Origin of the sequence: Streptomyces sp. NPDC093111, from assembly GCF_040683955.1 — a bacterium.
Taxonomy (GTDB): Bacteria; Actinomycetota; Actinomycetes; order Streptomycetales; family Streptomycetaceae; genus Streptomyces.
This window is the reverse complement of record NZ_JBFBNW010000014.1, coordinates 188,591-201,348: the sequence shown is the minus strand read 5'-3', so window position 1 is coordinate 201,348 and position 12,758 is coordinate 188,591. Positions and strand designations below refer to the sequence as shown.

Annotated in this window: 13 protein-coding genes and 1 pseudogene; 4 read left to right on the top strand and 10 right to left on the bottom strand. The window is 74.6% G+C overall.

Going from position 1 to position 12,758, the window contains the following annotated elements; all coding sequences use genetic code 11:
• Nucleotides 1–18: 18 nt before the first annotated feature.
• From AB0Q96_RS25375 to AB0Q96_RS25365, 3 genes are all read right to left on the bottom strand, one after another.
• On the bottom strand, nucleotides 19–927 hold the full coding sequence (locus AB0Q96_RS25375) for a DMT family transporter (RefSeq protein WP_365329196.1): 909 nt from the start codon (nucleotides 925–927) through the stop codon (nucleotides 19–21).
• 76 nt (nucleotides 928–1,003) lie between these two features.
• Nucleotides 1,004–1,699 (bottom strand): winged helix-turn-helix domain-containing protein, encoded by a 696-nt coding sequence (locus tag AB0Q96_RS25370; RefSeq protein WP_365329194.1) that lies wholly within the window; start codon nucleotides 1,697–1,699, stop codon nucleotides 1,004–1,006.
• A 119-nt stretch (nucleotides 1,700–1,818) separates the two neighbouring features.
• Entirely contained in the window at nucleotides 1,819–2,466 is a 648-nt protein-coding gene (locus AB0Q96_RS25365; RefSeq protein ID WP_365329193.1) for a TetR/AcrR family transcriptional regulator, read from the bottom strand.
• Between the two features lie 65 nt (nucleotides 2,467–2,531).
• Here AB0Q96_RS25365 and AB0Q96_RS25360 point away from each other — a divergent pair, with 65 nt between their 5' ends.
• From AB0Q96_RS25360 to AB0Q96_RS25350, 3 genes and pseudogenes are all read left to right on the top strand, one after another.
• Nucleotides 2,532–3,683, top strand: a complete 1,152-nt coding sequence (locus AB0Q96_RS25360; RefSeq protein WP_365329191.1) for an acyl-CoA dehydrogenase family protein — start codon at nucleotides 2,532–2,534, stop codon at nucleotides 3,681–3,683.
• A gap of 125 nt (nucleotides 3,684–3,808) precedes the next feature.
• Nucleotides 3,809–4,021: pseudogene (locus AB0Q96_RS25355) on the top strand (YiaA/YiaB family inner membrane protein); the annotation flags it as partial.
• 76 nt (nucleotides 4,022–4,097) lie between these two features.
• The gene (locus AB0Q96_RS25350; RefSeq protein WP_365329188.1) at nucleotides 4,098–4,724 is read left to right on the top strand and encodes a TetR/AcrR family transcriptional regulator; all 627 of its coding nucleotides are present in this window, start codon (nucleotides 4,098–4,100) and stop codon (nucleotides 4,722–4,724) included.
• Here AB0Q96_RS25350 and AB0Q96_RS25345 read toward each other — a convergent pair.
• Nucleotides 4,715–5,176: a MaoC family dehydratase gene (locus tag AB0Q96_RS25345; protein ID WP_365329186.1), complete on the bottom strand. Its 462-nt coding sequence runs from the start codon at nucleotides 5,174–5,176 to the stop codon at nucleotides 4,715–4,717. The genes AB0Q96_RS25350 and AB0Q96_RS25345 overlap by 10 nt on opposite strands.
• A gap of 139 nt (nucleotides 5,177–5,315) precedes the next feature.
• On the opposite strand from AB0Q96_RS25345, the gene soxR reads away from it, so the two are divergent.
• On the top strand, nucleotides 5,316–5,777 hold the full coding sequence (soxR, locus tag AB0Q96_RS25340) for a redox-sensitive transcriptional activator SoxR (RefSeq protein WP_365329184.1): 462 nt from the start codon (nucleotides 5,316–5,318) through the stop codon (nucleotides 5,775–5,777).
• Between the two features lie 60 nt (nucleotides 5,778–5,837).
• Here soxR and AB0Q96_RS25335 read toward each other — a convergent pair whose 3' ends face one another.
• From AB0Q96_RS25335 to AB0Q96_RS25310, 6 genes are all read right to left on the bottom strand, one after another.
• The gene (locus AB0Q96_RS25335) at nucleotides 5,838–6,911 is read right to left on the bottom strand and encodes an RNA ligase (ATP) (RefSeq protein WP_365329182.1); all 1,074 of its coding nucleotides are present in this window, start codon (nucleotides 6,909–6,911) and stop codon (nucleotides 5,838–5,840) included.
• 122 nt (nucleotides 6,912–7,033) lie between these two features.
• Nucleotides 7,034–7,774: a 3-keto-5-aminohexanoate cleavage protein gene (locus AB0Q96_RS25330; RefSeq protein ID WP_365329180.1), complete on the bottom strand. Its 741-nt coding sequence runs from the start codon at nucleotides 7,772–7,774 to the stop codon at nucleotides 7,034–7,036.
• Nucleotides 7,774–8,385, bottom strand: coding sequence for a hypothetical protein (locus AB0Q96_RS25325; RefSeq protein ID WP_365329178.1), 612 nt, complete (start codon nucleotides 8,383–8,385; stop codon nucleotides 7,774–7,776). The genes AB0Q96_RS25330 and AB0Q96_RS25325 overlap by 1 nt, the downstream gene beginning before the upstream one ends.
• A 148-nt stretch (nucleotides 8,386–8,533) precedes the next feature.
• A complete protein-coding gene (locus AB0Q96_RS25320) occupies nucleotides 8,534–9,817 on the bottom strand; it encodes a serine-threonine protein kinase (protein WP_365329176.1) in 1,284 nt (427 codons plus the stop codon).
• 68 nt (nucleotides 9,818–9,885) lie between these two features.
• On the bottom strand, nucleotides 9,886–11,298 hold the full coding sequence (locus AB0Q96_RS25315; RefSeq protein WP_365329174.1) for an erythromycin esterase family protein: 1,413 nt from the start codon (nucleotides 11,296–11,298) through the stop codon (nucleotides 9,886–9,888).
• Between the two features lie 74 nt (nucleotides 11,299–11,372).
• On the bottom strand, nucleotides 11,373–12,647 hold the full coding sequence (locus tag AB0Q96_RS25310; protein ID WP_365329172.1) for a DUF1343 domain-containing protein: 1,275 nt from the start codon (nucleotides 12,645–12,647) through the stop codon (nucleotides 11,373–11,375).
• Between the last annotated feature and the right edge of the window lie 111 nt (nucleotides 12,648–12,758).

Sequence of the window (12,758 nt, the reverse complement as noted above, 5' to 3'; positions counted from 1 at the left end):
ACCCCCACGGCGCCGGACCTAGCCCCGTACGGTCCCGGCCGGAGCCGCCGCCACGGGCTTCGGCCGCGACCGGGACACCGCCACGCCCGCCAGGCACAGCGCGCCGCCGCCCAGCGTGAGCAGCCCCGGCAGCTCGCCCAGGAACACCCAGGCCAGCAGCACCACCAGGGCGGGCACGGCGTAGGTCGTCGCGCCCATCCGGCCGGCGGTCGTACGCGCCAGGGCGTAGGCCCAGGTCGTGAAGGCGAGGGCGGTCGGGAACACGCCGAGGTAGACCATGTTGAGGGTCGCCGACAGCGGGGCCCGGCCCGCCTCCTCGACGAGCTGCCCGGCGAACGGCAGACAGGCCACCGCACCGATCAGACACCCGAAGGTCGTCACCTGGAGCGCGCTGCCGTGCGCCAGCGCGGGCTTCTGGGCGACGACCCCGCCGGCGTACGCGATCGCCGCCAGCAGACACAGCGCGACGCCGAGCACCGAGGCGTGGCCCCCGCCGGACATGGACAGCCCGACGGCCACCGCGCCCGCGAAGGACACCGCCATGCCCGCGAGCAGCCGGGGCGGCAGCGACTCCTTCAGGAAGCGCGCGCCGAGCAGGGCGATCAGGATCGGGCCGATGTTCACGACCATCGCCGCGGTGCCCGCGTCGACCTCCTGCTCGCCCCAGTTGAGCACCACCATGTACACCCCGAACCACAGCAGCCCGGACACGCCGATCCCGCGCCAGGCGGCCCGCGGCGGGAGCCCTTCGCGGCGGATCAGCAGGACCGCGCCCAGGACCAGGGAGCCGGCGAGCAGCCGGCCGAGGGCGAGGGCGCCGGGGGAGTAGGCGGCGCCCGCGCTGCGGATGGACACGAAGGCGGACGCCCACAGGACGACGGTGACACCGGCGGCGGCCAGCGCGAGACGGGAGGTTCGGTTCGGCATGGACCGACCGTACGGCGCGGACCGTTCGGCGCTCACCGAATTATCGGCCGCCGCCCGCTGTCGACCCTCGCCCGCCTCACCGCAGCGCCGCCGCCTCGATGCCCAGGCGCTCGTACAGCGCCCGTTCGCCCTCGGGGGTCACCTTCACCGCCCGCTCCGACCCGATCCGTACGCACCACCCGGCGTCCATCGCGTGCCCGCACAGGGCCGCTCCCGCGAGCCCGGCGAGGTGCTGGCGCCGCTCGGTCCAGTCGAGGCAGCCGCGCGCGACGGGCCGCCGCCCCTTGGGCGCGAGGGTGATGCCGAGTTCCTCGAACCAGGCCATGCCCGGGTCGGTCAGGGCGAACCCGGTGTCCTGGCGCAGCAGTCCGCGCGCGGTCAGGGCGTCGGTGAGGGTGATGCCGAGCCGCCCGGCGAGATGGTCGTAGCAGGTCCGGCCGCGGGCCATCGCCTGCCCGGCGCTCGCCGCCCGCAGGCCGAGGGGCGCCCGGGGCTCGGCCGGCTCGGAGCGGGCGGCCAGGTCCTCGACGAGGTGCGCGACGCCGGGGTCGGCGAGCCGGACGTACCGGTGCCGCCCCTGCCGCTCCTCGGCGAGCACCCCGCCCGCGACCAGCTTGCCCAGGTGCTCGCTGGCGGTCGAGGCGGCCACCCGCGCGTGGCGGGCCAGCTCCCCGGCGGTCCAGGCGCGCCCGTCGAGCAGGGCGAGCAGGAAGGCGGCGCGGGTCTCGTCGGCGAAGAGGGCGGCGAGCGAGGCGAGGTCTTTGGGGGCCATGGGACCAGCATGGCGCAGCCACGGTTCGGCGGTGGCCGAACCATGACGGTCAGGCCACCCAGCGGCATTGCGGGCCATGCGGGCTATGGCGGCTACGCAGGCTATGCCGGCTACACGGGCTACGCCGGCTGCGCGTACTGCGTGAACTGTGCCCCGAGCCCGTCGAGCAGGGCCCGCAGCCCCGTGTCGAAGGCGCCCTCGTCGACCTTCTCGCGCCGTTCCGCGAGGAGATGGGCCTGGCCGAGGTGCGGGTAGTCGGCGGGGTCGTAGGCGGTCTCGTCGTCGACGAAGCCGCGGGCGAAGGAGCCGAGGGCCGAGCCCGTGACGAAGTAGCGCATCAGCGCGCCGATGTACGTGGCCTGGGCGGGCGGCCAGCCCGCGCGGACCATCGCGCCGAAGACCGCGTCGGCGACCTTCAGGCCGGCCGGCCGGCGGCCGGGGCCCTGGGCGAGGACCGGGACGATGTGCGGGTGGTCGGCGAGGGCGGCGCGGTAGGAGACCGCCCAGTCGTGCAGGGCGGTGCGCCAGTCGCGGGGGTCGCCGTCCGCGAACATCGACAGGTCGATCTTGGCGCTGACCGCGTCCGCGACGGCGTCGAGGATCTCGTCCTTGGTCCGGAAGTGGTTGTACAGCGAGGGCCCGCTGACGCCGAGTTCGGCCGCGAGTCGCCTGGTCGAGAGGGCGGCGAGCCCCTCGGCGTCCACGAGCGCTCCCGCCGTCTCGACGATGCGGTCTCGGCTGAGGAGGGGCTTGCGCGGTCGGGCCATGGCGCACATAGTAGGCCCGACCCTGAAAACTAGCAGTGGTAATTAAATGAGGATGGGGTGGCCCGGTGAATCTGGAGCTGAGCGAGGAACAAGCGGCCGTACGACGGCTCGCCGAGGACTTCGTCGCCCGCGAGGTCGCCCCGCACGTCGTCGCGTGGGACCGGGCCGAGAACGTCGACCGGTCGATCGTGAAGAAGCTGGGCGCGGTCGGCTTCCTCGGCCTGACCCTCCCGGAGGAGTACGGCGGCTCGGGCGGCGACCACCTGGCGTACTGCCTGGTCACGGAGGAGCTGGGCCGCGGCGACTCCTCGGTGCGCGGCATCGTCTCGGTCTCCCTCGGCCTGGTCGCCAAGACGATCGCCTCCTGGGGCGACGAGGCGCAGAAGCGGAGCTGGCTGCCGCGGCTCGCCTCCGGGGACGCGATCGGCTGCTTCGGCCTGACCGAGCCGGGCACCGGATCCGACGCCGGGAACCTGGCCACCCGGGCGGTCCGCGACGGCGACGCGTACGTGATCGACGGCAGCAAGACGTTCATCACCAACGGCACCTGGGCCGATGTCGTGCTGCTCTTCGCCCGCACCGGCGGCGCCCCCGGACACCGGGGCGTCTCCGCGTTCCTCGTGCCCACCGACACCCCCGGCCTCACTCGCCGCACCATCCACGGCAAGCTGGGCCTGCGCGGCCAGGCCACCGCCGAGCTGGTCCTCGAAGGCGTCCGGGTGCCGGCGAGCGCGATGCTCGGCCCCGAGGGCAAGGGCTTCTCCGTCGCCATGTCCGCGCTCGCCAAGGGCCGCATGTCGGTCGCCGCGGGCTGCGTCGGCATCGCGCAGGCGGCGCTCGACGCGGCGGTGCGGTACGCGGGGGAGCGCGAGCAGTTCGGCAAGCCCATCGCCTCGTACCAGCTGGTGCAGGAGCTGATCAGCGACATCGCGGTCGACGTGGACGCGGCCCGGCTGCTCACCTGGCGGGTCGCGGACCTGATCGACCGGGGCGAGGAGTTCGCCACGGCCGCCTCGAAGGCCAAGCTGTTCGCCTCGGAGGCCGCCGTCCGCGCGGCCAACAGCGCCCTCCAGGTCTTCGGCGGCTACGGCTACATCGACGAGTACCCGGTCGGCAAGCTGCTGCGGGACGCGCGCGTGATGACCCTGTACGAGGGCACCAGTCAGATCCAGAAGCTGATCATCGGGCGGGCGCTCACCGGGGTCTCGGCGTTCTGAGCACCCGGGGGAGTGCCGGGGGGAGTACCCGGGGGAGTGCGCGGGGCGTGCGCGGAAGTACCCGGGCGCCCTCTGAGTATCCGGGCGGATGTGGTGTCGGCCACAGCCGCCCGATGCTGTTCCGCATGAGCGAATACCCGGTCAAGCAGCAGCAGAACACCTCCGCCTACTACGTGCAGGCGATCCTGTCCTTCGGCGCCGCGCTCCTGGCCGTGACGGTCGGGATCTACCGGCTCGACGCCAGTGCCTGGGTCCGCGGCTTCCTCGCCGTCGCCGTCCTCTACCTCACCACCTCCGCCTTCACCCTCGCCAAGGTCGTCCGTGACCGGCAGGAAAGCTGAGCCGCCACTCTCTAAGCGCTTGCTCACCCTCGTTGTATGGTGTTCGTCCCTGAGGCCCGACGAGGAGAGTGCGATGAGCGTGACGGAGGAGACGCCCGGCGGCGAGGACATGCCGTGGGGCGAGGTCACGCCCGAAGCGGCCCGGCGGCTGCTGGTCGCCGCCGTCGAGGCGTTCGCCGAGCGCGGCTACCACGCCACGACGACCCGGGACATCGCGGGCCGGGCCGGCATGAGCCCGGCCGCGCTCTACATCCACTACAAGACCAAGGAAGAGCTGCTCCACCGGATCAGCCGGATCGGCCACGACAAGGCCCTGGAGATCCTCCGGGAGGCCGCCGACGGGCAGGGCACGGCCGCCGAGCGGCTCGCCGACGCCGTACGGTCCTTCGTCCGCTGGCACGCGGAGCGGCACACCACCGCGCGGGTCGTGCAGTACGAGCTCGACGCCCTCGGCCCCGAGCACCGCGCCGAGATCGTGGCGCTGCGCCGCGAGTCGGACGCCACCGTGCGCCGGATCCTCGACGAGGGCGTGGCGGCCGGGGAGTTCGACGTCCCCGACGTGGCCGGCACCACTGTGGCGGTGCTCTCCCTCTGCATCGACGTCTCGCGCTGGTTCACCACCCAGGGGCGCCGGACGCCGGACGAGGTCGGCGCGCTCTACGCCGACCTCGTGCTGCGGATGGCGGGGGCTCAGAAGTAGTAGCGGGAGACCGACTCGGCGACGCACACCGGCTTGTCGCCGCCCTCGCGCTCCACGGTGACCCTCGCCGTCACCTGCACCCCGCCGCCGGCCTCCGTCACCTCGGTCAGCACGGCGGTGGCGCGCAGCCGCGAGCCCACCGGCACCGGGGCGGGGAAGCGCACCTTGTCCGTCCCGTAGTTGAGGCCCATCCGCATGCCCTCGACGCGCATGATCTGCGGGACCAGGGTCGGCAGCAGCGAGAGCGTGAGGTAGCCGTGCGCGATCGTCCGCCCGAACGGGCCGGCCGCGGCGCGCTCCGGGTCGACGTGGATCCACTGGTGGTCGCCCGTCGCCTCGGCGAACTGGTCGATCCGCTTCTGCTCGATCTCCAGCCAGTCGCTGTGGCCCAGCTGTTCGCCGACCCCGGCGCGCAGCTCCTCGGCGGAGGTGAAGATCCTCGGCTCGGCCATGTTCCCGCTCCCTCTCGTCCCGGTGATGTTCCGGTGGTGTCCCGGTGAAGCCCCGTGATGTCTAAGCGCTTGCTCAGCATGTGGGGGCGGGCGCCCTCCTGTCAACGCACCGGAACGCCCCTCGCGTAGGCTCGGGCGGGTGCCGCAGATTCCCGAGAAGGTCCACGAACTCACCGTCGGTCAGCTGTCCGCGCGCAGCGGGGCGGCCGTCTCGGCCCTCCACTTCTACGAGGCCAAGGGCCTGATCGGCAGCCGCCGCACCAGCGGCAACCAGCGCCGCTACGGCCGCGACACGCTCCGCCGCGTCGCCTTCATCCGGGCCGCCCAGCGGGTCGGCATCCCGCTCGCGACCGTCCGCGACGCCCTCGCCCGGCTGCCCGAGGAGCGCACGCCCACCCACGAGGACTGGGCCCTGCTCTCGGCGGCCTGGCGGACCGAACTGGACGAGCGGATCAAGCAGCTCGGCCGGCTCCGGGACCACCTGAGCGACTGCATCGGCTGCGGCTGCCTCTCGCTGCGGAACTGCGTCCTGTCCAACCCCGACGACGTGTTCGGCGAGCGGCTCAGCGGCTCGCGCCTGATGCCCGAGGGCAAGGGCTGACGACGAGCGGGGACCCGCCACCCCCGTGGGCGGGCCCCCGCTCGGCTCTGGGGCGGGCGGTCACTCGTACTCGGTGCCGCCCTTGCGGGTCAGGTACGCCGGGCTGACCGCCTTCGCGATCGCCCGCCCGCCGACGACCGGGCTGTGCCGCTCGGTCGCCGCGCGGATCACCACCCCCTCGCGCAGGTGCAGTTCCCGCCCGGAGACCGTCTCCCGGCCGCTCGCCAGCGCGAGGACGGTGCCGAGGTCGTACGGGCCCGAGTACAGCCGCGGTACCAGGGGCAGCTCGCCCGGCTCCAGGACCTCCGCCGGATCCAGCCACCGGACGCGCCCGTCGATCTTGGCGCACAGGTCGAAGAGCGCGAACCCGAGCCCGTCCTCGACGCGGGCGTTCGCCCCGTACGCCAGGTCCTGCACCCCCGCCCCGTACACCTCGCCGAACAGGCCGACCCGGCGCGCCCCGAGCCGCGCGGCGAGCCGGGCCGCGACGGCCGGCAGCCCGTGCCCGAGGACGGCGCGCCAGTACAGGTTGCGCGGGTCCTCCCGCAGGGCCAGACCCTTCGCGCCGAAGCCCTTGGACGAGACGAGCGTCCGGCCCTCCCCGGCGAGATGGGTCACCAGGCAGGCCGTGCCGTGCAGCTTCTCCGTCAGGACCACCGGCTCGCCCGGCGCGAAGACCTCCGGGAAGCGGTGCAGGTTCTCGATCTCCACCCACGGCAGCAGGTCCGGCGCGGACTCCACGTCCCCGCTCATCGTCGGCGGCACCGGCGGCGCCCACTTGACGATCCCGAGCAGCTCGGCGAAGTCCGTCCGCTCGGCCGCCGCGCGCGCCAGGTCCACCCCGGCGAGCGCCTCGGGCCGGCACACGATCCCCTGCGACAGCTCCCCGCGCAGCCGCACCGCCTTGACCCGGTCGCCCGCCTTGCCGGCCAGCCGCCCGGTGAGCCCCAGCTCGTCGACGAGCGCGAGCGGCAGCACCGCCTGCTCCGGGATGTAGAGCGCCACGTCACCGGTCCGGTACCCGCCCTTCGCCACGATCGCCCGGTACAGGCCGACCTGCGCGAGTTCCAGCGCGTCGGCGTTCGGGTGCTCGTGCACGGTCAGGGTCTCCGCGGTGACGCGCAGGGTCGACATGTCAGGACTCCGGTCGCTCGGCTCGGTGTGGTGGCGTGGTCATCGCCGCACACTGTGCCCGGCGCGCATTCCGCTGGGCGACCGGATTTCCGTCTGCTAGCGTCGCTCGTTCGCGACGGGCCTCAGGCCGAAGTCCCCGCCGCCCGGGCCGAGATCGGCACCGCCAGCGCCGCCGACACCAGCTCCGCGTTGGAGCGGGCCGGGCTGCCGTCGGGCAGCAGCAGGGTGTCCTCCAGGCCGATCCGGATGCCCAGGCCGAGGTGCCGGGCCAGCCGCAGCAGCGGCCAGGCGGTGGCGCCGGAGCCGTGGAGCAGGACCGGGCGGGAGTGCGGGGAGCGGGACAGGGCCGCCAGCAGGGCGCGGGCCGTGGACTCGGCCGCCGCGGGGGACGGGTCCGTCACCTCGGCGTGGACGCGCAGCACGCGCGAGGCCAGCGAGGAACGCAGGAAGCGGGCCGGTCCGTCCGTGCCGGAGCGCAGACATGCCTCGACGGCGACACCCCGGCCGAGCAGGGCGGCGGCGAGGGCCTCGGCCCCCGGCTCGTGCCAGTTGACGCAGGCGTGGTCGGGCAGCACCGTCCAGGCGCGGACCCGGGCGAGCCGGCGCACCGGGTCGCGCTCCGAGCGGACCCCGGTCGTCACGCCGACCGGCACGTCGACGGCGGCGCGGATCGCGGCCAGCGTGTCGGCGAGGACCCGCGGCGAGAGGGTGTCCCCGCCGCAGGGGGTCTTGGGGTGCACGTGCACGTCGTCGGCGCCCGCGGCGACGGCGGCGGACGCCGCCTCGGCCATCGCGACCGGGGACATCGGCACCGAGGCCGAATCCCCGGGCCCGTGGCCCCCGTTGAGACAGACCTGGAGCATCACGCCACCGACGCCAGCCGGGGCAGCGCGTCCCCACGGGTCCGGGCGAGTGCCCGGGACGTGAGGACCGCGCGAGGTATCAGCACCCCGCAGTCCTCGCACACCGGACCGAACCACGGCTCGTCCCGCAGCTCCGCCCGCCACTCGATGCGCGGCCCCGCGCAGACCGGACAGTGGTCGCCCGGCCCCCGCTTCAACGCCTCCACCAGCCGCCCCACCACCTCGGGCAGCGGCTCCTGCGGATGACGGGCGGGATCGTCGCAGCGGGCCACCCCGTTGCCGCCCCAGATCCGGCGGTGCCACTCGTCGAGCGCGGCCGGGCGGCGCAGCCCGCCGTGCTTCTCCCGCCGCCTGCGCTCGGCGAACTCCGCCTCGTACGCGAGCCACACGGCCCGCGCCTGTTCCAGTTCGTCCAGGGCGGCCACCAGCCGCCCCGGATCGGCTTCCCGGTCCTCCGGGCCGAAGCCGTGGCTCCGGCACAGATGGTCCCAGGTCGCCCGGTGACCATAGGGCGCGAACCGCTCAAGGCACTTGCGCAGCGAATACCGTCGCAAGGCCGTGTCGCTCCCTGGATCACGGACCTGTCTCGCGAGACTCCGGAACCCGGCCATCGTCTGCCCACCTCCGTCGCTGGCACTTCGGCGATATGAGAGGGACGAACGGGAGCCGCTCCGTGTTCCATCGAACATCGGACGACGGCCGCCGACGGCCCTCCGACGGCCGGAACCGACCCCCGGCGCGAGCCCGCCGATCCGCCGCTCAGCCGCCGAAGCGGCCCGCCCTCGCCACCACCCGGGCCAGCTCCGGGTGGCAGACGTCGCTGTGCTCCGACACCACCTCCGCCGCGTCCACGCTCACGCAGCCCGACCCGGGCAGCCCGTCCCGCAGCACCGCCCCCAGCGTGCGGGCGGCCGTCCCGGGAACGGCCTGAATGCCGTCGTAGCCGAGCGCGCCCCACCGGCGCCCGTCCTGCCCGATGAGCGCGTCGTCGTCGCGCGACATCCGGGAGGCCAGCGGATAGAAGACCCGCAGCGCGGTGTCGTGCCGGGAGTGGCAGGCCACCAGGGGGCCGTCCACCCGGCGCTGGAGCTCCGGGAGGGAGCCGCCGCGGCCGGGGGCGTGCGGGAGGCGGGAGGCGAACGCGTAGTGCGAGAACGCGCCCTGGAGGAGGGTCACCGACTTCACGGTGCGGGTGCCGTCGGGCAGGCCGAGCAGGGCGTGCGCGACCAGCCGGCCGCCGAAGCTGTGCCCGGCGAGGTGGACGCGCAGACCCGGGGCGGTACGGGCGAGCTCGCCGAGCACCGGGCCGAGGCCCCGGGCGCCGACCACGCCCGCCCGGCGCTTCATCGTGTAGTACGTGGCCTGGCGCAGCGCCTCCTTCGCGCCCTTCCACAGCCGCTTCACCCGGTCCCCGCCGAACAGCGCCGCACCACCCGCGCCGGAGGCGTCCGGCGGACCGGCGGCGCCGGCCGGGCCGCCGCCCCCGTCACCCGGGCCGCCGCCCCCGTCACCCGGCCCGTCCTCCTCGCCCGCGGCGGCGAAGGCCGCGTACGTCGTCAGGGGGTCGGCGACGAGGAAGGCCGGGACGTCGGAGTCCGGGCCGAGCAGCCCCGCCCGGTCGGTGTCCGTCAGCTCCCGCAGCAGCGCCCCGAACTCGGCGAACGCCGACTCCCGGGCCGGCTGCGTGCCGGTCAGTTCCGCGAGCCGCGCCACCACCGCCGTCTTCCCGGGCAGCGCGGCCGTGAGCGAGGCGAAGTCGGGGACGGGCTCGTCGGAGAACATCATCGAGGGCCAGACCACCCCCGCGTAGCCGAGCCGTACGCCCGGCCCTTCGAGGCCGGGGAAGGGGGCGAAGAACGCCGAGTAGAAACGGGTCGCCACGGACGGCGAGTTGTTCCATCCGTGGGCGAACACCAGTAGGTCCGTGCAGCCCTGGCGGGCGAGCTCCGCGAGCCCGGCCGCCTGTCCGGCCGGCCCGCCGGGGCCGTCGCCGTCCTTGTCGAAGGTGATCTCCCGGTACGGCCCGACACTCATCCCGGTCATGGCCCGTCCCTCCGCGTCGAGGTGCCGTCGGCACCGGGATTCTTCCCCCGCGGAGGGACGGACAGTCGTCAGCCGAGGTACCGCGCCGCGGAGATCTCGGGGAAGTGCACGACGGCGTCGTACGCGGTCGAGAGCCGCACCCCCACGACGTCGCCCTCCCAGGGGAACGCCGTGCCGATCGCCCGCGTCGGGCGGGCCACCGACAGCCACTCCCGGGCGGCCGGGGTCGCGGTCCGCAGGTCCAGCAGGAAGGGGCGGGACGAGACCCGGTCGAGGACGTCCGTGTTGCTCCCCGCGCCGAGCGGGCCGACCGTGAACTCCCGTACGGGTTCGCCCGGGGTCCCCGTGTCGTGCGCGTTGAACGAGCCCCGCCCGAAGGTGGCGCCGATGCTCACGTACCCCGTCCCGAGCGCGTCCCGCAGGAAGGCGCCCTGGAGCCGCGGGTACTGGTCGGGACGGGGGGTCTCGTAGCCGATGTGTCCGTCGTGCGCGGACAGCACCATCCGGTCGCCGGTGCGGCGCTGCCACCACACCGTGTTCTCGGCCATGACCCGGTCGCGGTAGAGCATCGCCTGCGCGGCCTCGTCCTTGCCGCTCTCGCCGGTCAGGTCGTACGCGTACTCCGCGCCGACCTGGGCGATGGCCCGGGCGTGCTGCACCGCCCACGCGTGCGCCTCGCGGGCCGCGCGGTCCCGCCCGGCCGGCCGCTGCTCCTCCAGGAGGGCGAGGACCCGGCCGGTGTCCGCCGCCATCGCCCTGCGCTCGGCCAGCGGCCTGGTCAGGTAGGCGTTCATCCAGGCGTCCACGGTGCCGGTCGGCCGCGAGCCCCGGTAGAGCTCCCGGACCCGGGGCAGCAGCCCCGGCCGGGTCCGGGCCACGTAGTCGGTGACCCGGTCGTAGAGCCCGGGGCCCGCGTAGCCGAGGTCGTTGCCCATGAACCGCACCGGGTGCTCCGGGTGGCGCTGGTTGTGCCGCCGCATCCAGGTGAACAGGTCCAGGTACTCCTGGGTGTTCCAGAAGCCGTACGAGTTCTGGAACTCCTCGCGCATGATCTTCCGGATGTCGCCCTTGCCGAGGCGCACGTAGTCGTCGACGAGCAGACCGGTGCTCCAGTTCGCCTCCAGGGCGAAGGTGGTGAACCCCTGCCGTTCCACGAGCTGTTCGAAGACCTGGTGCTTGAGGCGGAAGAAGTCGGCCGAGCCGTGCGTGGCCTCGCCGACGCCGACGACCTTCGCGTCGCCGACGATCCGTTCCAGGGTCCGGGTGTCGGTCAACGGGCCTGCGGTGGCCGCGAGTTCGCGCACCGGGTCGGGGGTCGACGGCCCGTCGGCGAGGGCCGGGGCGGCGGGGGCGAGGAGGCCCACGCACAGGGCGGCGAGCAGGACGGTCAGCGGGCGCCGGCGCGGGTGCCGGCGCGTGGGGCCGGGCGTGGTGCGAAGCGTGGTCCGGGGCGTGGGGCGGCGTCGTAAGGAAGTGCTCATGACCCCAGCCAACCCGCAGGGCGCGGGCCGGGACATCCGGCCCGCACCCGTGCCCGTCCGGGGGCCAGCCCCCGTCAGCGGTAGAGCAGGTACTCCCGCCGCACCGCCCGGAACGCCGCCAGGCCCGCCTCCCAGTCCGCCGCCACCTCGTCCGCCGTCGCGCCCGCGTCGATCAGCGTGCGCACCCGGCTCGAACCGGTCAGCTTGTCGATCCAGGCGTCCGGCCGCCACGCGAAACCGCTCCAGCTCCGGCGGGCGGTGACCAGCAGCGCGATCCCGGTGCGCACCGGGTCGAAGGCCGCCGGGTCGTGCACCATCAGCTGGAGCCCGCCCACCGTCTTCCCCTGGAACTTGGAGAAGGTCGGCGCGAAGTACGCCTCGCGGAAGCGCACCCCGGGCAGCTCCAGGGCGTTCGCCGCCGCCGCCCACCGGCCGTCGATCCCGTCCGCGCCGAGCAGTTCGAACGGGCGGGTGGTGCCGCGCCCCTCGGAGAGGTTGGTGCCCTCGAAGAGGCAGGTGCCCGCATAGACGAGCGCCGTGTCGGGCGTCGGCATGTTGGGACTGGGCGGCACCCACGGCAGGCCCGTGGCGCCGAAGAACTCCCCGCGCCGCCAGCCGGTCACCGGCACCGTCTCCAGCTCCACCGGCCGCTCCAGGAACTCCCCGTTGAAGAGGCGGGCCAGCTCGGCCACCGTCATCCCGTGCGCCTGCGCGACGGGCTCGCGCCCGACGAAGGTCGCGTACGCCCGGTCCAGGACGGGACCGAGCGCGGCCCGGCCGGTCACCGGGTTCGGCCGGTCCAGGACCACGAAGCGCTTCCCGGCGAGCGAGGCCGCCACCATGCAGTCGTAGAGCGTCCAGATGTACGTGTAGAAACGGGCGCCCACGTCCTGGATGTCGAAGACCACCGTGTCCACGCCCGAGGCGGTGAAGACGTCGGCGAGCGGCCGGCCGCTCTTCAGGTACGTGTCGTAGACCGGCAGCCCGGTCGCCGGGTCGTCGTACCGCCCCTCCGAGCCGCCGGCCTGGGCCGTGCCCCGGAAGCCGTGCTCGGGGCCGAAGACGGCGACCAGGTCGACGCGTTCGTCGGCGTGCATCACGTCCACGATGTGCCGGGCCTCGGCGGTGATGCCGGTCGGGTTGGTGACCACGCCGACCCGCTGCCCGGCCAGCCGCGCGTACCCGTCGGCGGCGAGCCGCTCGAACCCGGTGCGCACCCGGCGCCCCCGGGCGCCCTCCCCGGCGGCGCCGTCCGGGGCCGCGTGTGCCGCCGTCGATCCCGTACCGGCCGCCGCCACGGCGCCGAGCGCACCGCCCGCGGCCAGCAGGCCACGTCTGGACAGGCTCATGCGGAAACCTCCTTGATCGCCTTTCCTGACATGGCCCCGCACGCTAGCGCTCCGCCGGGCCGCGCGGAACGAGGCGTACCGCCGGAGTCTTCCCCGGCTCCATACCGACCG